Genomic DNA, 19,880 nt, shown 5'->3' with positions numbered 1-19,880 from the left:
TATCAGATGGGAAGGCTCCGGACGGCTAACCATCGGTATTCGCTCCGGGTCGATCGCGAGGGAGAGGTGACGAGAACTGCCGTTATGAGGATCTTCGACGGGTCGAGGGCGAAGTACGGATTTCGGATTGGACTCCGTACGTGTCCCGAATTCAACCGGTCATCGACCGATCGACGGACGGCGGTGTCGACCGGATCTCGAACTATATATCGACCGGGCCGGGACGGCGGCCGGAGTCCGACCATCGACGTCCCGTGCGACGACCGGATCGCATCCCGAAGGAATGGCCGCCACGGTGAGCGTTTAGGTACTGGGATCCGAGGAGCCACCATGGAGTACCACAGTCTCGGTTCGACCGGCACCGACGTCTCGAAGCTGTGTTTCGGCACGTGGCGCTTCGGAAAGGAGAGCAACGGCACCGTCGAGACCAGCAGGGAGGAGGCACACGATCTGCTCGATACCGCATGGGATCACGGGATCAACTTCATCGACACCGCGAACGTCTACGGCACCCCACACGGGACCAGCGAGGAGTACATCGGTGAGTGGCTCGCCGAGCGCGACCGGAGCGACTTCGTGCTCGCCTCGAAGGTCTACTTCCCGTTCGACGGCTGGGGCGAGCCCGGACCGAACGACTCCGGTCTCGGTCGAAAGCACATTCGCGAGCAGATCGAGGGGACGCTCGATCGGCTGGGAACGGACTACCTCGACGTCTACTACATCCACCGCTGGGACGAGGAGACGCCGATCGAGGAGACGCTCGACGCGCTCGACACGCTCGTCGATAAGGGGAAGGTCAACTACCTCGGCGCCTCGACGATGGCCGCCTGGCAGCTGACGAAGGCGCTCTGGAAGTCGGAGGTCGAGGGCTTCGAACGCTTCGACGTCACCCAGCCGCTGTTTCACGCCGCCTACCGCGACGACGTCGCCGACTACCTCGAGGTCTGTGCGGATCAGGACCTCGCGGTCTGTCCGTACTCGCCGCTCGCGGGCGGCTTCCTCACCGGAAAGTACGAGAAGGAAGGCGAGGAGGTCGTTGGCCCCGAGGGATCGCGCGCCGACCTCGACGAGCGCTTCGAGGACTACTACGTCTCCGATCGAGGGTGGCACGTGCTCGACGAGATCCGCACGGTCGCCGACGAGGTCGACGCCACCCCCGCACAGGTCTCGTTGCGCTGGCTGATCGACCAGGAGGAGTTCTCGTGTACGCCGATCGTCGGTGCACGCACGACCGACCAGCTAGAGGAGAACGTCGGTGCGGTCGAGGTCGACCTCTCGCGCGAGCAGCGCGAGCGCATCGACGACGCGCGCTACGAGGAGGAAGGCCGGCGCTTCGGCCACTAGCGGTCCCGTCCTCCTCGTTCCCAACGTTCCCTCGGGTCGTCGGGCGGCTCCCGCTCGGACTCGGGTTCGTGCTCGCGCTTGAACGGCCGCCAGTAGAGCAGCGCCACCGTCGCCAGGAAGATCGCGGTCCCGGCGACGTAGGACTGGAGGCTCGTCGCCGCCGCGGCGCCGGCGCTGCCGAACGCGCCGACGAAGATCGGCGCGATCAGCGGCCAGACACAGGAGAGACACGAGAACAGTCCGACGACGCCACCGATCGCCGATCCGGCCGCGTCGAGCAGCGTCGCGTAGACGAGGTAGGCGAGCGCGGCGTAGCCGACGACGAGGAAGGGGACGAGCGTGAAGCGCACGAGCGTCCCGTTGTACGCGAGGACGGGTCCGACGCCGGGCGTGAGCATCGAGACGTCGAAGCCGGTGGGCGCCTCGGGGTGGGCCGTCCAGAGCATCCCGCCGAGGACGAACAGCGCGAGGAGGTAGACGCCGGCGACGACGCCCACGAGCCGGCGGTGGCGGCGCTCGCGGGCGACGGGATCGGTCCGCACGATCGCCCAGAGGCCGACGTTGATCCAGACGAACGGGTAGACGAGGCCGAACGGGTCGTCGACGCTCGCGCCGGAGGCCAGCAGGTATGCGGCGACGAGCAGGACCTCGGCGTTGACGAGCGCCGCCCCGTAGAGCAGCGTCGACGTTCGGGGCTGGAAGCGCTCGGGGAGCCATCGGAGGGCGTCGGGCGTCTCGTGTCCGGTCTCGATCATAGGACCAGTGCGTCGGCGATGATCGCGAACAGCAGCATCCCGAGGTAGGCGTTCGAGGCGTGGAACGACCGCATCGCCGCACCCCGGCTCTGCTCGCGGTGCAGCCGCAGTACCGCCCAGAGGAACACGCCGCCGAAGACGACGCTCGTCGCCGCGAACAGCCAGCCGAGGGTGTCGACCGCGGCGAGCAGGCTCGCGCCGATCAGCGTCGCCCCGAGATAGACGACGATCTGCTTTCGGGTGGTGCGCTCGCCCCGAACCACGGGCATCATCGGGAAGCCGCCGCGCTCGTAGTCGTCCTTGTAGGCGAGCGCGAGGTTGTAGAAGTGCGCGGGCGTCCAGCAGAAGATCACGCCCGCGAGCACGAGCGCGGGCAGGCCGATCTCGCCGGTGGCGGCGGCCCAGCCGATCAGCGCGGGTAGCGCGCCCGCCGCGCCGCCGATCACCGTGTTCTGGACGGTGTTCGGCTTCAGCACGAGCGTGTAGATCACGCTGTAGAAGACGATCGCCGTCAGCCCGAGCACGGCGGCGAGCGCGTTGACGAAGACGTAGAACGTCGCGAGCGAGGCGATCCCCAACAGGGTGCCGAACGCCAGGGCGTTGCGTACGGAGACGACGTCCGTCGCGAGCGGCCGGTCGGCGGTGCGCTGCATCCGCCGGTCGACGTCGCGTTCGAGCACGTGATTGAAGGTACCGCTCGCGCCGATCGCGAGGACGCCACCGGAGAGGGTGGCGACGATCGTTCCGACCGAGAGCGCTGGGCCGGCCGCGAGCGCCATCGCCGCGGCCGCGACCAGACAGAGCAGCCACATCAGCCGCGGTTTCATCAGGCTGAAGTACGCCAACAGCGTCGTGCGAACTCCGTTTTCGGTCGACATCGACTCGACGGCCGTCGGTTCGCCGGTCGTCGGCGTGTCGGGGTCGCCCGTCTTGGTCAGCGGCTCGTCGCGCTCGCGCGTGGGGAAGCGTCGTTCGAGCGTCCACGCCAACGCCACGAGCAGTCCGCCGAAGATGGCCGTTCCGACCAGTAGATGGATCGCAGAGATCGTCGCGGGAGTACCGGCGGTCGCGGCGAGCGCGCCGATCCCGATCTGGACGGGGTAGAGCACTGCTGAGAGCGCGAGCGCCGCGCGGATCCTCGTCGAGGGCTCCGCTCGGAAGCCGACGACGGCGGTGACGAGCACGCCCAGTCCGACGACCAGCGCAACGACCCGGTGGAGCCACGCCAGCGTCGCGGCGCCGCCGTCGGGGAGCAGGCTGCCGTGACAGGCGGGCCAGGTCGGACACGCGGCGGCGGCGTCGGTCAGCGCGGTCGTCGCGCCGACGATCACCAGGAGGTAGACCCCCATCGTCGTGACGGCGAGCAGGGGGAGAAATCGGCTCCGGGCTCGCGGTTCCATAGTCACGTCTACCGGAGCTTTCGGCCCGGCGTACTTAGGCTCCGCGGTCGGTTCCTCCGGGGCGAAACGCACAGATTTATGCCCGTTCTCGCAAAGGACGGCGTATGGAACGGACCCGGAGTGCCCTTATACTGACGTTCTGTATCGGGCTGCTGGCAGCCGCGGCCGAGCCCGCCGCGGCCGCCAACTCGGTCAACGACCAGCTCATCAGCGATCTGAACAACGTACTCCTGTACGCCGCGATTCCGATCACGCTTCTCACCCAGGCGGCGCTCTTCTACGCGATCTACAAGTTCCGAAAGAACGACGAGCCGAACCCGACGAAGGAGAACCGCCGGCTCGAGATCACGTGGACCGTCGCGACCGCGATCGTCCTGCTGTTCGTCGGCCTCGCCTCCTACCAGGTGATGGCCAGCCCCTTCATCGAACACCAGCAGAACGACACGCCGGCCGAGGACGCAGTCGAGATCGACGTCGTCGCGTTCAACTACGGCTGGAACTTCGTCTACGAGGATGAAGGCATCGAGTCGACCGGCGAGGCGACGATCCCGACCGACACCCAGGTCTACTTCAACGTCGGGGCCGACGAGGAACAGAACTCCTACATACACGGGTTCCACGTCCCCGATCTGGGGCTGAAACAGGACGCGAACCCCGGCGAGATCAACACGGTGAAGACCGAGGTGTACAACGAGGGCGAGTACCAGGGCTACTGCTCGAAGTACTGCGGCGTGGGCCACTCGAACATGTACTTCACCATCAACGCGGTGAGCGAGGACGAGTACCAGCAGTGGGTCCAGGAGCAACAGGAAGGCGGCGGTGAGGGCGGCGAGGGCAACGAGTCCGCGGGCGGTAACGAGTCCGCGGGCGGCAACGAATCTGAGGGTTCGGCGACGGAAGACCCGGCCGACGAGGAGAACGAGTCCGGCGGGGAATGAGCCGTTAACGCCGGAAACGTCGACGCCATAGAGGACGACCGAACCTCCGTCGCTGTTGTTGCCTGATCGAATTGCGCCGGTATCGAGTTCAGTCGACCGTCAGCGGATCCCCCACGATCTCGATTCCGTACCGATCCAACTGCTCAGCGACGCGGCTCATCTGCTCGTCTACCTCCGAATCGTCCGGGATCGTCCACGATTCGGCCGGACTTCCGACCGACGCCCACAGTCGTTCGAGGCCGGGTTCGCGAACGAACACGAGCCACCGCGTCTCCTCTTCGGTGAGGTAGCTGTGAGGGAGGCCGTGCGGCGCGAAGACGGTCGGTCCGTCGGTCACGGTGAACCGCTCGCCACCGATCACCCGTCGCTTTCAGGACCGTGAGCGACCCAAGCGACCAGTACGCATCGCCTTCTCCAGCATCGATCATTCACGCTCGGGCCGACTCGTCGTTCGCTCCCATGGATCGCTAGAGGTCAGTTGCCATAATAACGTAGACCGCATCTCGATGAACCGTCCAGGGAGACACCCAGCCGTCGGCCCGTTGCTGAACGTAGTCTCTACGTACCGTCAGAAGGTGTAGACTACCCGATCGGTCCGTGACCGATGGAGGTCCCCGGAGCCGACTGGTCGTTTCTCGAACCGAGGGCGATCGACGACCCCTGCTCCGCGGGATCTCCTCATCCGATCCGAGGGGGATGCAGTGTTATTAGTGCTCCCGCCGTACGTCGATCCATGCCAGAGGAAGTGCTCTTCGAGACGGAACGGTCCCACTCCCGCGAGGAGATCGCCACCTACCTCCGCTCGGTCGCGGACAAACTCGACGACGGTGGCGACCTCACGCTCAGTTCGGGCGACGAGTCGGTGGAGCTCGCGGTTCCCGACCGGCCCACGTTCGAGGTCAAGGCCGAACGGGAGACGAACGGATCGACGGAGCTGAGCGTCGAGTTCGAACTCGAGTGGAAGGAGGGAGATAGCAGCGGGGACGACGGCGACCTCTCGATCGAGTGATCGAGAACGGCCATCGGTGAGTGGCCCTCGTTACGGCCTACCTGCGAAAAGCACGGCGAACACGGGTCTTCGCGGGGAGGTCGACGCGTCTTTTCGGTAGCCGTCCGATTCGAAAGGGGATCGGATATGAAAAGGCATTACGCCTCTACTGTGTCACTGTCCGTCTCATCCAGCCGGCCGAGTAGATCCACCACTGTCCTGAATTTGGGCCCTTTGGACACCTGATTCCGGTCTCGGTCCCACTCGATCAACCCGGCGTCCTCGAGTTTCGGGAGATGGATGTGATACAACGCAAGCCGTACTGATTCCGGATCCGCCTCCGGACCTGCGTCGTCGGAGGGAGGGATGGCGGTGGTGGAGCCCTCCTCCAGCAGAGTCGTTAACAGACGGTGGCGATGACCGTTGGAGAGCAGTTCGAAGACTGCGTATCGGTCGACGGTCTGTGATCCGGACTTGGTGTCACTCACTCCCGGCGATAGAGCACTCGGGGGGATGATCCTCTTGCCTGCCATATCAGGGTTGGATTCAAAAGAGACGCAGTAGGGGGCATTGGAGCGTGGCCGATCGTTGACAGCGGATATCGTTCAGTCGGAGAGTTGTCTTCCGTCGTTCACGTCGTAGATCCGCTGAACGTCGACGGGGTTTCTCCCCACAGAAGTCGACGTCCGCGTTCCCGTCAGATCACTGCGCCGACGTACAGCACGACGACGAGGAAGATCCAGACGACGTCGACGAAGTGCCAGTACATCGAGACGGTGCTGACGCTCGTGTGTCGGTCGGCGGAGTACTGGCCGTAGAGCGCGCGGACCAGCACGATCGCGATGAGCACCGCGCCCATGGAGACGTGCAGCCCGTGCAGACCGGTCAGTCCGTAGAAGGCACTGGCGTAGAGCGCCTCCTCGGCGGCGGCGAGCGTGAAGCCGTAGTGGACGATGAACTCGTAGTACTCGTAGCCCTGGCCGGCGAGGAAGATCACGCCCAGAAGCAGCGTCACGGCGAGCCCGAGGATGAAGTTCCGTCGGTTGTCCTTTCGGAGCTGGACGTGCGCCCAGTGGATGGTACCGCTGCTCAGGATCAGGATGAGCGTGTTCGCGAGGACGAGCTCGCTGACGATGGGGATCTGGACGGAGCCGAGCGTCACCGTTCCGGAGACGAGCGGCCCGGCGATCACCTCGAAGTCGGCGGGCGGCCACTCGGCGACTCGGATCTGGAAGTAGTAGACGAACACGGCGCCGAACGTCGCGACCTCGGTACAGAGGAAGAGCAACATCCCCCACCGGAGGGTGTTGTCCTCGCCGTGTGCGTCCGCGTCCCAGAACGCCTTGATGAACGCGTGGTACGTCCAGCCGTAGAGCCCGACGAGAAAGACGCCGACGCTCGCGAGGAACACGCCGCCGCCGACGGCCGGCAACAGCGGGAGCCCGCCCAGACTGAGGATGGTCAGCGCGGCTCCGACGTAGATGCCCGAGGCGCCGATCGCAGTGATGAACGGCCACCAGCTGGCCTCGCCGAACCCCTTCGGCCAGTCCTCGACGGCCGGGAGGTGGTGGCCGTGGTCGTCCGCGGAGTCTTCGGAGACGGTCATGGAGGTGGCTTCTGCGTCGATTACCAAAAAGCCTCCCAACCACGTCCGCCTGGGTCGCAAGCTACAACCTCCCCCGCCGGCTACGGCCGACCATGTCGGAGCCCGCGTTCGACCGCGACGCCGAGGACGCGAAGGCGTGTCCACACTGCGGCCGGCCGTTCTCCCGCGCGCGATACCGCGTCCTCCACGTCGGTCTCGAACACTACGACCGGCTCACGGACGGGGAACGCGAGGCGTTCGTCTCCGAGTACCGTTCGGAGACCGCCGAGATCAAGCGATTTCGACTGAAGGCGCTCGCGATGCTGATCGCGCTCTACTTCACGTTTCTCTATCTCTATCTCGCCATCGCGTAGTTCGATGGGTTTTCGAGGGCGAGGTCCCTACCGGAGACATGGAAGAACAACCCGGGCTGAGCGATCAGTACCGAAAGGCGAGCCCCTGGCCCCTGTTCATCGCGGTCGGACTCGCGATCGCCGAGGTGGGGGTGTTCCTCGACGTGGTCGCGTTCGCGGTCGGCGGACTGCTCCTGTTCGTCGGCAGCATCGCCGGCATCCTGAACGAGGCGGGCTACCTCGCGACGCCGTGGCCGTTCGTCGGCGGACTGGGCATGCTCCTCGCCGTCATCGGCATCGCGATCATGCTCCTCTATCCGGGCGACGGCGGCGCCATCGACGTCGGCCTCCGCGCGGTCGCGATCGCGATCGCGGGCGTACTCTGTATGGGAGGGTCGATCCTGGGTCGGGTCCTCCTTCGCGATCGGGCGGCGCTGTAGGACCGGCGAACCACTACCTATTTGATCGATGCTCTCGAAGCCGGCGTATATGAGCCGACTGCTCGACGACCGAGTGTTCAACAAGGAGACCTTGCTCGACTCGACGGTGAACCTCGTCCCGTTCGGCATCCTGCTGTTCTTCTTCCTCCTCTTCGCGGTGGCGACGCCTCAGGGCTGGCGTGACGGGTCGCTGATGAGCATCTACATGTGGACGATCATGATCAGCATGATCTGGGGACTGCTCCACCTCACGTACGCGACCGCGAAGCGCATCTAACTCCGACCCAACCCGACGGCGCGGGTAGATCGTAGCGAGCGAAGCGTTGCCGTCCCGCGGTCGCACGATCCGTCGCGGGGCGGAACCTAACCTTTCATTACGCTCCACCGCTGAGCATGGTTCATGCAGGTAGACGGGCAGATAGTCTTGACAGTGTTGATGGGGTTGTTCCTGCTGGCGGTGGCCGGTTGGATCGTCCGCCTCGAGGACTGGCGATCCTACGCGCCGCTGACGACCGCTGGCGGGCGCGCCGTCGACGATACTGCCTACGAGACCGAGGAGAAACCCGGCGGCATCGTCCGATGGCTCACCACCGTCGATCACAAGGACATCGGCATCCTCTACGGCCTGTTCGGGACGTTCGCGCTGGCGTGGGGTGGAGCGATGGCGACGCTCATGCGAACCGAGCTGTTCACCCCCGAATCGGTGCTGCTCGAAGCCACGACGTACAACGCGCTGATGACGAGCCACGGCATCACGATGCTGTTCCTGTTCGGGACGCCGATGATCGCGGCGTTCGCGAACTACTTCATTCCGCTCCTGATCGGCGCCGACGACATGGCCTTCCCCCGGGTCAACGCCATCGCGTTCTGGCTGCTGCCGGTGGCGGGGATCCTGATCTGGATCCCGTTCCTTCTGCTCTCGGTCGGCGTCGAACCGGCCCAGACCGGCTGGACGATGTACCCGCCGCTGTCGATCGAGCAGGGTGTACTCGGCGTTGACTTCATGCTGCTGGGACTGCACCTCTCGGGGATCAGTGCCACGATGGGTGCGATCAACTTCATCGCGACCATCTTCACCGAGCGTGCGCCCGACGTCGGCTGGGAGCGCCTCGACATCTTCTCCTGGACGATGCTCACCCAGTCGGGACTCATCCTCTTCGCGTTCCCGCTGCTCGGCAGCGTCCTGATCATGCTGCTGCTGGACCGGAACCTCGGGACGACGTTCTTCACCACCGACGGCGGCGGCTATATCCTCTACCAGCACCTCTTCTGGTTCTTCGGCCATCCCGAGGTCTACATCCTCGTACTGCCGCCGATGGGGCTGATCAGCCTGATCCTGCCCCGCTTCGCGGGCCGGAAGCTCTTCGGATTCAAGTTCGTCGTCTACTCGACGCTCGCGATCGGCGTTCTCTCCTTTGGCGTCTGGGCCCACCACATGTTCACCACGGGCATCGACCCCCGCATCCGGTCGGCGTTCATGGCGGTGTCGCTCGCCATCGCGGTGCCCAGTGCGGTGAAGGTCTTCAACTGGATCACCACCCTATGGGCGGGTCGCCTCCGGACGACCGTACCGATGCTGTTCTGTCTGGGGTTCGTCTCGAACTTCATCATCGGCGGCGTCACCGGCGTGTTCCTCGCCTCCATCCCGGTCGATAAGGTCCTCCACGCGACCTACTACGTGGTCGGTCACTTCCACTACATCGTGATGGGCGCGATCGCGTTCGGGCTGTTCGCGGGCGTCTATTACTGGTTCCCGCTCGTCACGGGGCGGATGTACCAGCGTAAGCTCGGACTCATCCACTTCTGGCTCTCGTTCGTCGGAACGAACGTGACGTTCTTCGCCATGATCCTGCTGGGCTACGGCGGCATGCCCCGGCGATACGCGGAGTACCTGCCCGGCTTCGCCACGCTCCACCAGATCACGACCGTCGGCGCCTTCCTCATCTTCATCGGCGGTATCGTCTTCCTCTGGAACATGGTCCAGTCGTACCTCGAGGGGCCGCTCATCCAGAACGGCGATCCGTGGCACCTCAAGGAGGACGGGCTCACGACCAACGAGTGGACCTGGTTCGAGCGCAAGATCGAAACGAGGCTCGCGGACGGCGGCGAGGAGGCCGAGGCGATGACCGACGGCGGTCGAGCGGACGACGTCGAGGAGTAGTCGGAGTCGGTCACGAAGCCGTTCTCGTTCTCTTCCGTCTCAGCCCGTCGCGACGATGAAGAACGCCGTCACCGCCATCAGCACGGCGATGCCTCCGAGAACGAGCGCCAGCAGCTCCTTTTCGGTCAGCTCTCTGTCGAGCATGTACACGCTCCGGCCGTAGGAGGGAAAGCCTCATCGCTTCGCCGTCCTAACCGCGCCCGTGAACGAATCCGCCGTCGCCGAGGATGCCGGTCGCGTCCCGGGTCGTCGAGTCGTCGTCGCCATCTACGCCGGACTGGTCGCGTTCGCCGCCGTGATGGGGATCATCCTCGGGATCGTCGTCGAGGACCTCCAGTCGGTCGCGCTGTTCGGCCTGATACCGATCCCGCCGACCCCGATCGGTCTCGCCGTCTACGGGGCGGTCACGATCGGGGTCGTGTTCGGGGTGCTCCTGCTTCTCGTGATGTACGTCGCCCCCGAGGACTGACCGTCGGGCAGTGCGCTGGGAGTACCGAGCGTCCCGGCGACGTCCCGCGCGTTCGACGGCCCCACCCGTGAGGTATCGGTAGCGCCGCCCGTCTCACGGCGGCGTGGCACGGTGTCGAAACGGCGGGTACCCGCACTCACCCTTGACCCACCATGCTCTCCTCGTCCTCCCACTCGCGCTCGCGGAGCTCGAACTTCTGGGTCTTGCCGGTCGCCGTCGTGGGGAGGTTTTTGACGAACTCGACCTCGTGGATGACCTTGTAGCCCGCCAGGCGCTCGCGGGTGAACTCCGTGATCTCCTCGGGAGTCACGCCCGGGTCGTTGGGGTCGCCGCTGGCGGGTACGATGAACGCCTTCGGCGTCTCACCCCACTTCTCGCTGGGTGCGGGGATCACCGCCGCGTCGGCCACCTCGGGGTGGTCGAACAGCGTGTCCTCGAGCTCGATGGTAGAGATGTTCTCGCCGCCGGAGATGATGATGTCCTTCTTCCGGTCCTGGATCGAGAGCATCCCGTGTTCGTCCACCATGGCGAGATCGCCCGTGTGGTAGTAGCCCTCCAGCCGATCGTTGAACGCCTCCTCGGTCGCCTCGGGCTTCTCCCAGTAGCTGTCCATCACCTGGTTGCCCCGGACGACGATCTCGCCGATGGTGGCGTCGTCGCGGGGGACGTCCTCGCCGTCCTCGTCGACCACTCGCACGTCGGTGCCGAGGTAGCCCAGTCCCTGGCGTTTCTTGATCGAGAACCGCTCCGAGGCGTCCTCGTCGAAGAGGCGTCGACAGTCGGAGGTCGTGATCAGCGGGCCGGTCTCGGTCGCGCCGTAGACGTGTTTGAGATACCAGCCGAACTCGTCCTCGACGGCCCGGATGGTCGCCTCGGGCGGCGCCGCACCGGCGGTCGCGACCCGGACGGGGTTCGCGCCGATGGTCTCGGGGTCGTGCTCGTCGTAGTAGTCGCTCAGCATGTTGAGCACCGTCGGCGCCGCACACATGTACGAGACGTCCTCCTGGCGGATGGCCTCGAAGATCCCCTCGGCGTCGACCCCGCGGGTACAGACGTGTCTCGCGCCCATGCCCGTGATGGCGTAGATGTGGCCCCAGCCGTTGACGTGGAACATCGGCAGCGTCCAGAGGTAGACGTCGTCGTCGCGGATCTCCTGGTGGGTGCTGACCAGATAGGCGTGGATCGTCTCCGCGCGGTGGGTCCGACACACCCCCTTGGGATCGCCGGTCGTCCCCGAGGTGTAGTTGATCGTGATGACGTCGTCCTCGCTCATCTCGGGGCGATCGTACTCGCCCTCGCGGTCGATGAGCGCCTCGTAGTCCTCCCAGTCGCCCTCCGTGGCGTCGGCGTCGTTCGAGACGTAGAGCTCGGTCGGCACCGACTCGCGGATCGGTTCGACCTTCTCTGCGTGTTCGTGGTCGGCGACGATCGCCGTCACGCCCGCGTCGTCGAGGATGTACTCGAAGTCGTCCGGCACCAGGCGGTAGTTGAGCGGCGTGTGAATCGCTCCGAGCTGCATGATCGCGTAGGCGGCCTCGAGGTGATAGTGGGTGTTCGGATCCAGCACCGCCACCCGGTCGCCCTTCTCGACGCCGCGCTCCTGGAGGGCCGCCGAGAGCCGGTCGACCCGGTCGCCGAGCTCCTCGTAGGTGAAGCGCTCGCCCGTCGTCGCCACGACGGCCTCCTGATCGCCGTAGTGATTCCGTGCACGATCTAGAAAATCCGTCGTCAGCAGTGGCTTGTGCATGGTCTGGTTCGAAGTTACTCACAAATCGTGATATACGTTTCCGTCGAGTCCGCACGCGATCAGCGTGCCAGCCCGGCGGTCTCCTGGTACCGGCCGTGCTCGGCCTCGAAGACGTCCATGATCTCGCCCATCGTCGCGTAGGCCTTCACCGCGTCGACGACGTACGGCATCACGTTCTCCCCGTCGCGGACCGCCGACTGCAGCTCCGAGAGACACGTCTCGACTGCGCTATCGTCGCGTTCCTCCTTGACCTCCTCGAGTCGCTCGAACTGGCGTTCGGCGGCGGCCTGCTCGTCGACGTGGAGGACCTCGGGGCTCGTGTCCTCCTCGATCGTGTAGCGGTTGACGCCGACGACGACCTCCTCGCCGCGGTCGACGCGCTCCTGGTACTCGTAGGAGGCGTCCTGGATCTCGCGGTGGAAGTAGCCCTCCGAGATCCCCCGGAGGACGCCGTCGCGGACCGAGCCCTCGCCCATCTCGCGGATCTCCTCTAGATACTCCATCGTCCGACGTTCGGTCTCGTCGGTCAGCGCCTCGATCGCGAAGCTCCCTCCCAATGGGTCGACGATGTCGGCGGCGCCCGACTCCTCGGCGATGATCTGCTGGGTTCGGAGCGCGACCCGTACCGCCTCCTCGGAGGGCAGCGCAAGCGCCTCGTCGAAGGAGTTGGTGTGGAGGCTCTGGGTCCCGCCGAGGACGCCCGCGAGCGCCTGGATCGTCACGCGGGCGACGTTGTTGAGCGGCTGCTGGGCCGTGAGCGACTGGCCTGCCGTCTGGGTGTGGAACTTCATCCGCTTGGATTCGGGTCGCTCGGCGTCGTACCACTCGTCCATGAGCCGGGCGTAGATCCGCCGGCCGGCGCGGAACTTCGCGACCTCCTCGAAGATGGAGTTGTGGGAGTTGAAGAAGAAGGAGAGCTGCGGGGCGAACGAATCGATCTCGAGTCCTCGGTCGAGACAGTCCTCGACGTAAGCGAAGCCGTCCGCGAGCGTGAAGGCGAGCTCCTGAACGGCGGTGGAGCCGGCCTCGCGGATGTGGTAGCCCGAAATCGATACCGGACTGAACTTCGGGGTCTCCTCGACGGCGAACTCGATGGTGTCGGTGACCACCTTCAGGGAGGGCTCCGGGGGGACGACCCACTCCTTCTGGGCGATGAACTCCTTGAGCATGTCGTTCTGGAGGGTACCGCGCACCTCCTCACGGGGGACGCCCTGCTGGTCGGCGAGCGCGACGTACATCGCGTAGATCACCGCGGCCGAGGGGTTGATGGTGAAGCTCGTCGAGACCTCGCCGACGTCGATCCCGTCGAACAGCACCTCCATGTCGCGCAGCGTGTCGACGGCGACGCCCTCCTTTCCGACCTCGCCCTCCGAGAGGGGGTCGTCGGAGTCCTTGCCCATCAACGCGGGCATGTCGAACGCCACCGACAGTCCCGTCTGGCCCTCGTCGATCAGATAGTGAAAGCGCTCGTTGGTCTCCTCGGCGGTGCCGAAGCCCGCGAACTGGCGCATCGTCCACGTCCGTCCCCGGTACATCGTCGGGTACGGTCCGCGGGTGTAGGGCTCCTCGCCGGGAAAGCCGAGATCCGCCTCGTAGTCGAGGTCGGCGACGTCGTCGGGCGTGTAGAGCCGGTCGACCTCGAGGTTCGAGACGGTCGCGAAGCGCTCCTTTCGCTCCCCGTGGGCCTCGAGCAGCGGATCGAGGGTCTCCTCCTTCCACCGGGACTTCGACTCCCGTATCTGGGAGAGCTCGTCGTCGTCGTACATGGTCGCGTCCTTTGTCACGGTTCTGTATTAAGGTTCCGTCGGATCGGTGAATCCGATCGACGGAACTGGCGCGTAGTGCCGTCAGAACGGCAATCTCCTCGATCGACGACAGTGACTCTCGCGAGGATCGTCGAGTCGATCACGCGAGTCGATCGGAACGCGGCGGGATCCTCCACGAACTGGCGTCGATCCCGGCGAGAGCGGTACTACACCGGCATCGAGTAGGTGTTCTCGCGGTAGGCATCGTCGCCGATCGTCGTCCGGCCCTCCCCCGTTTTCTCGAAGCCGAACGATCGGTAGAAGGCGTTTCCCGGTTCGTTCTCGCTGAGGACCAACGCTCGAACTCGCTCGACGTCCCGGTCGGCGAGCGCATCGACCGTCCACGTCAGCAGATCTGTTCCGATCCCCCGACCGCGGTGATCCGGTGCGACGTACAGGCGGAGGACGGTGCCCGTTTGCGCGTCCCAGACGATCTGAGCGAACCCGCCGATGTCGCCGTCGACCGTCTCGAACACCGCGATCAGCGCATCGGTGCTCTCGATCTCCTCCTCGAGACGGTCAGGGTCGTACCATTCCTCGACCGCCTCCTCTGCCGTCTCGCGGCTCAGTATCTCCGGGTAGTCCGTTCGCCAGGACTGCCGGGCGACCCGCCTGATGCCTTCGATGTCGTCGGTCGTCGCTCCCCGGATTGCCATGTATGAGCATAGCACGATACGGCGATTAGTTCTTTCGGTGAATGTGGGGGGAGGGGAACGCGAGAACGCCCGGTTCGCTCGATTTTGCGGGTGAGCTGCGGCGAGACCGACGACGGACGGAACGTCGAGGAAGAGGGAGGCTCCCTCCGGTTGAGACGATGGGAACAGTTAGTTCGATGGCGATTTTTCATAGCGTATGGATACCGAGAAGCAACTCTACGAACAGGAAGCGACGGGCTGGAAGCGTGGGTTGTACGACGATGTCAAAGCCACGTTTCGAGCTCCGATCGTCAACTGGATCTTCCGGACATCGATGGCTAACCATCCGGAGTTCCTCCGTCACGCGTGGGCTCAAGTAAAGCCGTTGTTCCAGACTCGGGCATTCGGTCGGTTTTCAGTTCGGTATCGCGATACTGTCCTCTCAACGATGTCGGAAGCCCACGAGCTACCAGTGTATCGCCGTGAAGACGTTGATCTGCCGCCGGCCGAGTATGGGGAACTTCGGGGCCAAATCGCAACCTTCGACGTCGTCGCACCGCGACTCGCAGCACTGTTCGAAGTCATCGACCGGGGGCTTCACGGCCGTCCGATCGGTAACGATCCGGATCCGAGCTACGCTGCGACTGCACCGCTACCCGACTGGCTCGATCGAGATCGTGGCCGGCCCCCCACCATGATCGCGTTTGACGACGTTCCTGACGAGCTGCGGACGGTCGTGGAATCGATCCAGTCCTTTCACGGGATCGACACTGGTCTTCCGAGCATCTATCGCTGTCTAGCTCAATGGCCGGAGTTCCTCACGCCGCTTTGGACCGATCTCGAGCCGGCGTTGACCACTGATACGTTCACGAACGCCTGCGATGATGTCGCGACACTGACCGACGACTACGTCGATTCACTCCAGTACACCCCACAGCTCACACCGGCCGTACTGAACGACCGAGGTTTCGACGAGCGGACGGTCGACGACTTACGGGGACTGTTCCGGTCGTTCAACTCCGGACCGATCGAGACGGTCATCCCGGTGTTGGTGCTATCGGCAGCCGCCGTCGATGCGACGGGCGAACGATCGGTGCTCTGATCGGCGACGCCGGTTTTCCGTCCGCTCTCTATGGAGAGAGCCCCTTCCGTAGTTTTATAGTGGGAGCCGTGGATTCCATACCATGTCATTGGATACCACGCGGTGCGAGACGATAACGGTCGATTCGTATGGGACGCTGGTCGACCCGAGCGCCGCTGAACGAGCACTCGCCGATACGATCGATGACCCACGGCCCGTTTCCGATCTGTGGCGCACCCGTTCGTTGTTCTACACCATGGTCAGCAACTACGTCGACGCCTACCAATCGTTCTACGAGATGAACCGTGATGCCCTCCAGTACGCCCTCGAAACTCACGCCGTCGAGGTGAGTGCGGATCAGCGGGACGAAATCCTTTCGGTTTATCACGAATTGGACCCCTTCGAGGACGTTCGATCAGGAATCGAGCGGCTGATCGAGGGCGGGTACGACGTTTACGTCCTCTCGAACGGAAACCCCGAGATGCTCACCTCGATGGTCACTCATGCCGATCTCGACGACCTGATCGCCGATACGATCAGCGCACACGAGATCGAGACGTTCAAGCCGCACGTCGAGATTTATCGACACGCTGCCGGCCGAACTGGGACGCCCATCCGGAACATCACACATGTCGCTGGGCCTTCGTTCGACGTCCAGGGAGCGATGCACGCGGGCATGCAAGGCGTCTGGCTCAACCGCAAGGGTGGTTCGTGGGACCCGTTCGCTTCCGATCCGGACTCCACCGTCGAGACGTTCCATGACGTCGCCGACGAACTAGGTGTGTAGCTCGTCGTTTGTCCTGGAATCCGAACGACCACACCGCGCCGCCTCCGGAGACCTCCACGTCTCGAAAACGGGTGTCACCGGTAGCGCCCGGTTAGTCACCGTAAACTGCCGGTCAACCGAGGACCCACGGTCCCCCTCACGCCTTCCGATACTCGAGGTAGCTGAAGACGGCAAGCATCACCCACCCGATTCCGATGAGAGCCGTAATCCGATCGCCCCAGTGGACTGCGAGAACGCCCGTACTGATGCCGATCACCAGCCATACGCCCGTTCCAACCCGGGTTCCGAACAGCCGCGTATGATGGTCGTTATCGCTCACCAGGGCTGGATTCCCCACCAGAGGATCGGCAACATGAGCACTACGAGGACGATAAGCGGAGCGGCGCTGGTAAAGCGATCGATGTCATCGTCCGGGTAGCCATGCATTTCGTTGATGAGCGCCCGGTTGGACTCCGGATCGACGTTTAGAGCGTCGATCCGCTCAGCGATGAGCGAAACGACTACGAACGTGATGATCGAGAGCGGGAATGCGATCATGATCGCGTCGATACCGAGCAGAGCCGTCAGTCCTTCACCGCCGGCTCCGATACCGCTGAACGCATGCGGTGAGAGTACGAGAACGGTGACGAACCCGACGAAACTGGACGCGATCGCACCGTACCGGTTCACACGAGCCGACCAGACACCGAACACGATGACCGGCGTGATCGCGGCTGCACTGATCGCGAACGCCCACAGGATACTAACGACGAGGAACGCTGGTGGGTCGAGTGCGATCAGCGCGATGAGGAGACCGGCACCGAGGACTGACGCGTATCCGAACTGGGTCTTACGGTCCTCGGAGACTTCGAGTTCGAGGGCCTCGATAACGTCGTTCGCGACGGCGGCGCTGATCGCGAGCATGTGTCCGCTCACGGTTGAGAGACCGCCAGCGATCGCACCGGCGACGACGTAGCCAGTGATCGAATCGCCGTTGAAAGCGAAGTTGAGATAGAAGATCATCTTGTCCAGGTCGGCGTCCGCGATCTCGTACCCCTCGTTTCCGAGCCAGAAAACGCCGGCGAACGCAACGGAGTACATCGTCGCGAACATCAGCGCGGTGACCGTGATGAACCAGAAGACGGTCCTACGACCGGCTTCGACGTCACGACTGGTGAAGATACGCTGGGCCAGATGGGGCATGCCGATGGGGCCGAGTGCCATTGCGAGGAACATCGCGAAGTACCAGCGGGTGTCGAACGCCATGTCGAAGAATTCGGGATTGGCTCGCTGCATCTCCGGTACGAGGTCGCCGTAGCCAAGCGGCGGAAAGAACCAGCCACTCGAACCGAGCTGATTGAGGACGAACATCATCGGAATGAACGCCGCGGTCAACATGATCCAAAACTGTAGGGCGGAGTTGTACGAGACACCCCACATGCCGGCGATCACCACGTATCCCGTCACCAGCGCCGCGATGACGAATAGCGAGAGGGTGTAATCCCAGCCGAACAGGATCTCCGTGATCTGCGCGAGACCGATGAACTGTCCCAACGCGTACATTAGCATGACGAACACGATGAGCAGAGCCATTACGATCGACATCGTGTTGCCGTACCGATCCTTACAGAAGGTCGCTGGCGTATAGGAGCCCAACCGGCGGAGCGTCTGCCCGTAGAGAATGACGATCAGCGGGATCGACAACAAGAAGTTAGTCCAGACCGCCAGAAACGGGATCTGGACCGTTAACATCAATGCGACGACACCCATAAACGTCGCCAGACTTTCCCACGTTGCGGAGATCGCAGATCCGTTGACGAACGGACCGATGGTCCGTCCAGCCACCATGTAATCGTCAGTCCCCTGGATCCGGTTTTTCATGAAGTAGCTGATCCCGTAATAGACGACGAAGGTCGTGAGGAGAATCGCGAGAGGGATCGCGAGTTCAGCAAACGTCTCCTGAAATGGGTATTCCCCGGCCTGCTGAAGCGGCTTAACCATCGATATCACTCGGCTCGGTACTCGTCTCGCTAACGTCAGCTCTCAACCGTTCTTTCTCGTCTATAATCGCCGTCGTGATATATCGATAGTACACCGCGTATAGAACGAACATCGCGGCCGGACCACCCGCGACCAGCCAGAAGTAGTGAAACGGGAAGCCCAACACCGTGAAGTCCGGCGTTCCAAATACGGTGAACCAGATCCCGCCGTGTATCACGCTCGTCAACGCCACGAAAGCGCCTATCGTCGCGCCTGCCTCCTTGGTATGTGTCTGCATACCTATCTCGTCATATTACAGCTATTAAATCGTTGTGTTCGTGTAGAGAACGGGCGTCTACAGCCCGATTGAGACGATAGGGATCAGCGATGGAGGGTTCGGTGAGGCAGGCCGTATTCGAACGACGGAAGGGACGTCATTTTTCAACCGGAGAGAGTTCCTTAACCGTCCGTTCGGCGAGGTCGTCCGCTGCTTGTTCTGGGATGGTGATCAGGGGGCGGTCGATGATCGATTCCTCGAGGAGTTCGCGGAACTGATTCCGTGCGCTCTCCGGTGTACCCGCGATACCGAGATCACGAACCATATCGTCGGTCACGAGGTCCACGGCTTCACCTCGATCACCCGCTCGCCATCGTTCGGCTATCTCGGTAGTCTCGTTCGGATAATAGGGTTCCACCGCTCGTCTGTACCCTTCGGAACTCGACGTGTAGTACGCGATATGACCCCGGAGTGCTTTCCGGGCTCTCTCGTCGTCGTCGCTTACGGCTGCAGGGACGTATGGCGCGATCGTTATGGAATCCGGATCGCGTCCGGCCTCTCGAGCCGTTTCCGCGATGGTCTCAAAGGCGTCGTTCAGCTTGAAGAGGGGGATGTTATGAGGAATCCAGCCGTCACATAGTCTACCGACGATCCGGCGATTCGCCGGCCCGAGAGCAGCGAAATAGATGGGGATGTCCCGTCCTAACGTGGGTACGCCAGTAACGCTGACCAGTTCGCCGTCATAGTCGATTCGATCATTCTCGGTCGTAGCGAGTCGTTGGATCAGGTCGATCGTTTCGTGGGCCCGACGCGCGGGGCGATCGAACTCCATGCCGTGAATGTTCTCGATCGCTGTCGGCGTACTCGGGCCAACCCCGAGGTAAGCCCGTCCGTCTGAGACTCGGTCGAGGGTCGCAGCAGTCATCGCGAGTACTGCCGGCGACCGGGAGTAGATGTTCAGGATCGCAGTGCCGATTGCGATCTCCTCCGTTCGGCATGCGATCTCCGTGAGCTTGACTACCGAACTGGTCCCCCACAACTCCCCCATCCAAACCGAGTCGTATCCCCACCTCTCGGCGTTAATGGCGAGTTCGGTCGGATCCCGCTCCAAGTTCCGCGGAATGACTACACCTGGCTGCATACGATCTGCACACTC

The 19,880-nt window shown here is 63.8% G+C and carries 22 protein-coding genes; 10 read left to right on the top strand and 12 right to left on the bottom strand.

The window, feature by feature from the left end; genetic code table 11:
• The first annotated feature begins 330 nt into the window (after positions 1 to 330).
• Entirely contained in the window at positions 331 to 1,344 is a 1,014-nt protein-coding gene (locus V0Z78_RS12455) for an aldo/keto reductase (protein ID WP_336344959.1), read from the top strand.
• Here V0Z78_RS12455 and V0Z78_RS12450 read toward each other — a convergent pair.
• Entirely contained in the window at positions 1,341 to 2,099 is a 759-nt protein-coding gene (locus V0Z78_RS12450; protein ID WP_336344958.1) for a DUF7546 family protein, read from the bottom strand. The genes V0Z78_RS12455 and V0Z78_RS12450 overlap by 4 nt on opposite strands.
• Positions 2,096 to 3,448: a heme o synthase gene (locus V0Z78_RS12445; RefSeq protein ID WP_336344957.1), complete on the bottom strand. Its 1,353-nt coding sequence runs from the start codon at positions 3,446 to 3,448 to the stop codon at positions 2,096 to 2,098. The genes V0Z78_RS12450 and V0Z78_RS12445 overlap by 4 nt, the downstream gene beginning before the upstream one ends.
• A gap of 155 nt (positions 3,449 to 3,603) precedes the next feature.
• Between V0Z78_RS12445 and coxB the strand changes: the two genes are divergently transcribed.
• Positions 3,604 to 4,437 (top strand): cytochrome c oxidase subunit II, encoded by an 834-nt coding sequence (gene coxB, locus V0Z78_RS12440; protein WP_336344956.1) that lies wholly within the window; start codon positions 3,604 to 3,606, stop codon positions 4,435 to 4,437.
• 88 nt (positions 4,438 to 4,525) lie between these two features.
• Here coxB and V0Z78_RS12435 read toward each other — a convergent pair whose 3' ends face one another.
• Positions 4,526 to 4,774, bottom strand: coding sequence for a cupin domain-containing protein (locus V0Z78_RS12435; protein WP_336344955.1), 249 nt, complete (start codon positions 4,772 to 4,774; stop codon positions 4,526 to 4,528).
• Between the two features lie 396 nt (positions 4,775 to 5,170).
• Between V0Z78_RS12435 and V0Z78_RS12430 the strand changes: the two genes are divergently transcribed.
• Positions 5,171 to 5,446, top strand: coding sequence for an amphi-Trp domain-containing protein (locus V0Z78_RS12430; protein ID WP_336344954.1), 276 nt, complete (start codon positions 5,171 to 5,173; stop codon positions 5,444 to 5,446).
• Between the two features lie 137 nt (positions 5,447 to 5,583).
• On the opposite strand, the gene V0Z78_RS12425 is transcribed toward V0Z78_RS12430, so the two are convergent.
• Both V0Z78_RS12425 and V0Z78_RS12420 read right to left on the bottom strand, forming a co-directional pair.
• Positions 5,584 to 5,913, bottom strand: coding sequence for a DUF7344 domain-containing protein (locus tag V0Z78_RS12425; protein ID WP_336344953.1), 330 nt, complete (start codon positions 5,911 to 5,913; stop codon positions 5,584 to 5,586).
• 209 nt (positions 5,914 to 6,122) lie between these two features.
• Positions 6,123 to 7,031, bottom strand: coding sequence for a cytochrome c oxidase subunit 3 (locus V0Z78_RS12420; protein ID WP_336344952.1), 909 nt, complete (start codon positions 7,029 to 7,031; stop codon positions 6,123 to 6,125).
• Positions 7,032 to 7,123: 92 nt separating this feature from the next.
• Between V0Z78_RS12420 and V0Z78_RS12415 the strand changes: the two genes are divergently transcribed.
• From V0Z78_RS12415 to V0Z78_RS12395, 5 genes are all read left to right on the top strand, one after another.
• Positions 7,124 to 7,384, top strand: coding sequence for a DUF7410 domain-containing protein (locus V0Z78_RS12415; RefSeq protein ID WP_336344951.1), 261 nt, complete (start codon positions 7,124 to 7,126; stop codon positions 7,382 to 7,384).
• Between the two features lie 38 nt (positions 7,385 to 7,422).
• Positions 7,423 to 7,803 (top strand): DUF7541 family protein, encoded by a 381-nt coding sequence (locus tag V0Z78_RS12410; protein WP_336344950.1) that lies wholly within the window; start codon positions 7,423 to 7,425, stop codon positions 7,801 to 7,803.
• Between the two features lie 49 nt (positions 7,804 to 7,852).
• Positions 7,853 to 8,080 carry a DUF6684 family protein gene (locus V0Z78_RS12405; RefSeq protein WP_336344949.1) on the top strand — a complete coding sequence of 76 codons (228 nt, stop codon included), beginning with the start codon at positions 7,853 to 7,855 and terminating at the stop codon, positions 8,078 to 8,080.
• Positions 8,081 to 8,203: 123 nt separating this feature from the next.
• On the top strand, positions 8,204 to 9,964 hold the full coding sequence (locus V0Z78_RS12400; protein ID WP_336344948.1) for a cbb3-type cytochrome c oxidase subunit I: 1,761 nt from the start codon (positions 8,204 to 8,206) through the stop codon (positions 9,962 to 9,964).
• A gap of 202 nt (positions 9,965 to 10,166) precedes the next feature.
• On the top strand, positions 10,167 to 10,433 hold the full coding sequence (locus tag V0Z78_RS12395) for a DUF7520 family protein (protein WP_336344947.1): 267 nt from the start codon (positions 10,167 to 10,169) through the stop codon (positions 10,431 to 10,433).
• Between the two features lie 136 nt (positions 10,434 to 10,569).
• Here the strand turns inward: V0Z78_RS12395 and V0Z78_RS12390 are convergent, their stop codons facing one another.
• The 3 genes from V0Z78_RS12390 to V0Z78_RS12380 all read right to left on the bottom strand — a co-directional run bounded on the left by V0Z78_RS12390 (position 10,570) and on the right by V0Z78_RS12380 (position 14,641).
• The gene (locus V0Z78_RS12390) at positions 10,570 to 12,180 is read right to left on the bottom strand and encodes a long-chain-fatty-acid--CoA ligase (protein WP_336344946.1); all 1,611 of its coding nucleotides are present in this window, start codon (positions 12,178 to 12,180) and stop codon (positions 10,570 to 10,572) included.
• Positions 12,181 to 12,239: 59 nt separating this feature from the next.
• Positions 12,240 to 13,946 (bottom strand): acyl-CoA mutase large subunit family protein, encoded by a 1,707-nt coding sequence (locus tag V0Z78_RS12385; protein WP_336344945.1) that lies wholly within the window; start codon positions 13,944 to 13,946, stop codon positions 12,240 to 12,242.
• A gap of 206 nt (positions 13,947 to 14,152) precedes the next feature.
• On the bottom strand, positions 14,153 to 14,641 hold the full coding sequence (locus tag V0Z78_RS12380) for a GNAT family N-acetyltransferase (RefSeq protein ID WP_336344944.1): 489 nt from the start codon (positions 14,639 to 14,641) through the stop codon (positions 14,153 to 14,155).
• Between the two features lie 196 nt (positions 14,642 to 14,837).
• Between V0Z78_RS12380 and V0Z78_RS12375 the strand changes: the two genes are divergently transcribed.
• Positions 14,838 to 15,722 (top strand): halocarboxylic acid dehydrogenase DehI family protein, encoded by an 885-nt coding sequence (locus V0Z78_RS12375; protein WP_336344943.1) that lies wholly within the window; start codon positions 14,838 to 14,840, stop codon positions 15,720 to 15,722.
• An 82-nt stretch (positions 15,723 to 15,804) separates the two neighbouring features.
• A complete protein-coding gene (locus V0Z78_RS12370) occupies positions 15,805 to 16,488 on the top strand; it encodes a haloacid dehalogenase type II (protein WP_336344942.1) in 684 nt (227 codons plus the stop codon).
• 136 nt (positions 16,489 to 16,624) lie between these two features.
• Here V0Z78_RS12370 and V0Z78_RS12365 read toward each other — a convergent pair whose 3' ends face one another.
• The 4 genes from V0Z78_RS12365 to V0Z78_RS12350 all read right to left on the bottom strand — a co-directional run bounded on the left by V0Z78_RS12365 (position 16,625) and on the right by V0Z78_RS12350 (position 19,865).
• On the bottom strand, positions 16,625 to 16,807 hold the full coding sequence (locus V0Z78_RS12365) for a hypothetical protein (RefSeq protein ID WP_336344941.1): 183 nt from the start codon (positions 16,805 to 16,807) through the stop codon (positions 16,625 to 16,627).
• Positions 16,804 to 18,468, bottom strand: coding sequence for a sodium:solute symporter family protein (locus V0Z78_RS12360; protein ID WP_336344940.1), 1,665 nt, complete (start codon positions 18,466 to 18,468; stop codon positions 16,804 to 16,806). The genes V0Z78_RS12365 and V0Z78_RS12360 overlap by 4 nt, the downstream gene beginning before the upstream one ends.
• Positions 18,461 to 18,745 carry a hypothetical protein gene (locus tag V0Z78_RS12355; RefSeq protein ID WP_336344939.1) on the bottom strand — a complete coding sequence of 95 codons (285 nt, stop codon included), beginning with the start codon at positions 18,743 to 18,745 and terminating at the stop codon, positions 18,461 to 18,463. Before V0Z78_RS12355 ends, V0Z78_RS12360 begins: the two co-directional genes overlap by 8 nt.
• A gap of 136 nt (positions 18,746 to 18,881) precedes the next feature.
• Positions 18,882 to 19,865, bottom strand: a complete 984-nt coding sequence (locus tag V0Z78_RS12350; protein WP_336344938.1) for an LLM class flavin-dependent oxidoreductase — start codon at positions 19,863 to 19,865, stop codon at positions 18,882 to 18,884.
• Positions 19,866 to 19,880 lie beyond the last annotated feature (15 nt).

The sequence above is a fragment of the Halalkalicoccus sp. CG83 genome, from assembly GCF_037081715.1.
Classification (GTDB): Archaea; Halobacteriota; Halobacteria; order Halobacteriales; family Halalkalicoccaceae; genus Halalkalicoccus; species Halalkalicoccus ordinarius.
The sequence above is the reverse complement of the archived record's forward strand: the minus strand, read 5'-3'. Positions and strand labels throughout refer to the sequence as shown.

Bases quoted from the DNA above. Each gene is read 5' to 3' on its own strand.
- V0Z78_RS12400 (WP_336344948.1), top strand. From the start codon at position 8,204: ATGCAGGTAGACGGGCAGATAGTCTTGACAGTGTTGATGGGGTTGTTC.
- V0Z78_RS12350 (WP_336344938.1), bottom strand. From the start codon at position 19,865: ATGCAGCCAGGTGTAGTCATTCCGCGGAACTTGGAGCGGGATCCGACC.
- V0Z78_RS12415 (WP_336344951.1), top strand. From the start codon at position 7,124: ATGTCGGAGCCCGCGTTCGACCGCGACGCCGAGGACGCGAAGGCGTGT.
- V0Z78_RS12355 (WP_336344939.1), bottom strand. From the start codon at position 18,745: ATGCAGACACATACCAAGGAGGCAGGCGCGACGATAGGCGCTTTCGTG.
- V0Z78_RS12380 (WP_336344944.1), bottom strand. From the start codon at position 14,641: ATGGCAATCCGGGGAGCGACGACCGACGACATCGAAGGCATCAGGCGG.
- V0Z78_RS12385 (WP_336344945.1), bottom strand. From the start codon at position 13,946: ATGTACGACGACGACGAGCTCTCCCAGATACGGGAGTCGAAGTCCCGG.
- V0Z78_RS12450 (WP_336344958.1), bottom strand. From the start codon at position 2,099: ATGATCGAGACCGGACACGAGACGCCCGACGCCCTCCGATGGCTCCCC.
- V0Z78_RS12360 (WP_336344940.1), bottom strand. From the start codon at position 18,468: ATGGTTAAGCCGCTTCAGCAGGCCGGGGAATACCCATTTCAGGAGACG.
- V0Z78_RS12370 (WP_336344942.1), top strand. From the start codon at position 15,805: ATGTCATTGGATACCACGCGGTGCGAGACGATAACGGTCGATTCGTAT.
- V0Z78_RS12405 (WP_336344949.1), top strand. From the start codon at position 7,853: ATGAGCCGACTGCTCGACGACCGAGTGTTCAACAAGGAGACCTTGCTC.
- V0Z78_RS12390 (WP_336344946.1), bottom strand. From the start codon at position 12,180: ATGCACAAGCCACTGCTGACGACGGATTTTCTAGATCGTGCACGGAAT.
- V0Z78_RS12375 (WP_336344943.1), top strand. From the start codon at position 14,838: ATGGATACCGAGAAGCAACTCTACGAACAGGAAGCGACGGGCTGGAAG.
- V0Z78_RS12445 (WP_336344957.1), bottom strand. From the start codon at position 3,448: ATGGGGGTCTACCTCCTGGTGATCGTCGGCGCGACGACCGCGCTGACC.
- coxB (WP_336344956.1), top strand. From the start codon at position 3,604: ATGGAACGGACCCGGAGTGCCCTTATACTGACGTTCTGTATCGGGCTG.
- V0Z78_RS12430 (WP_336344954.1), top strand. From the start codon at position 5,171: ATGCCAGAGGAAGTGCTCTTCGAGACGGAACGGTCCCACTCCCGCGAG.
- V0Z78_RS12420 (WP_336344952.1), bottom strand. From the start codon at position 7,031: ATGACCGTCTCCGAAGACTCCGCGGACGACCACGGCCACCACCTCCCG.
- V0Z78_RS12410 (WP_336344950.1), top strand. From the start codon at position 7,423: ATGGAAGAACAACCCGGGCTGAGCGATCAGTACCGAAAGGCGAGCCCC.
- V0Z78_RS12455 (WP_336344959.1), top strand. From the start codon at position 331: ATGGAGTACCACAGTCTCGGTTCGACCGGCACCGACGTCTCGAAGCTG.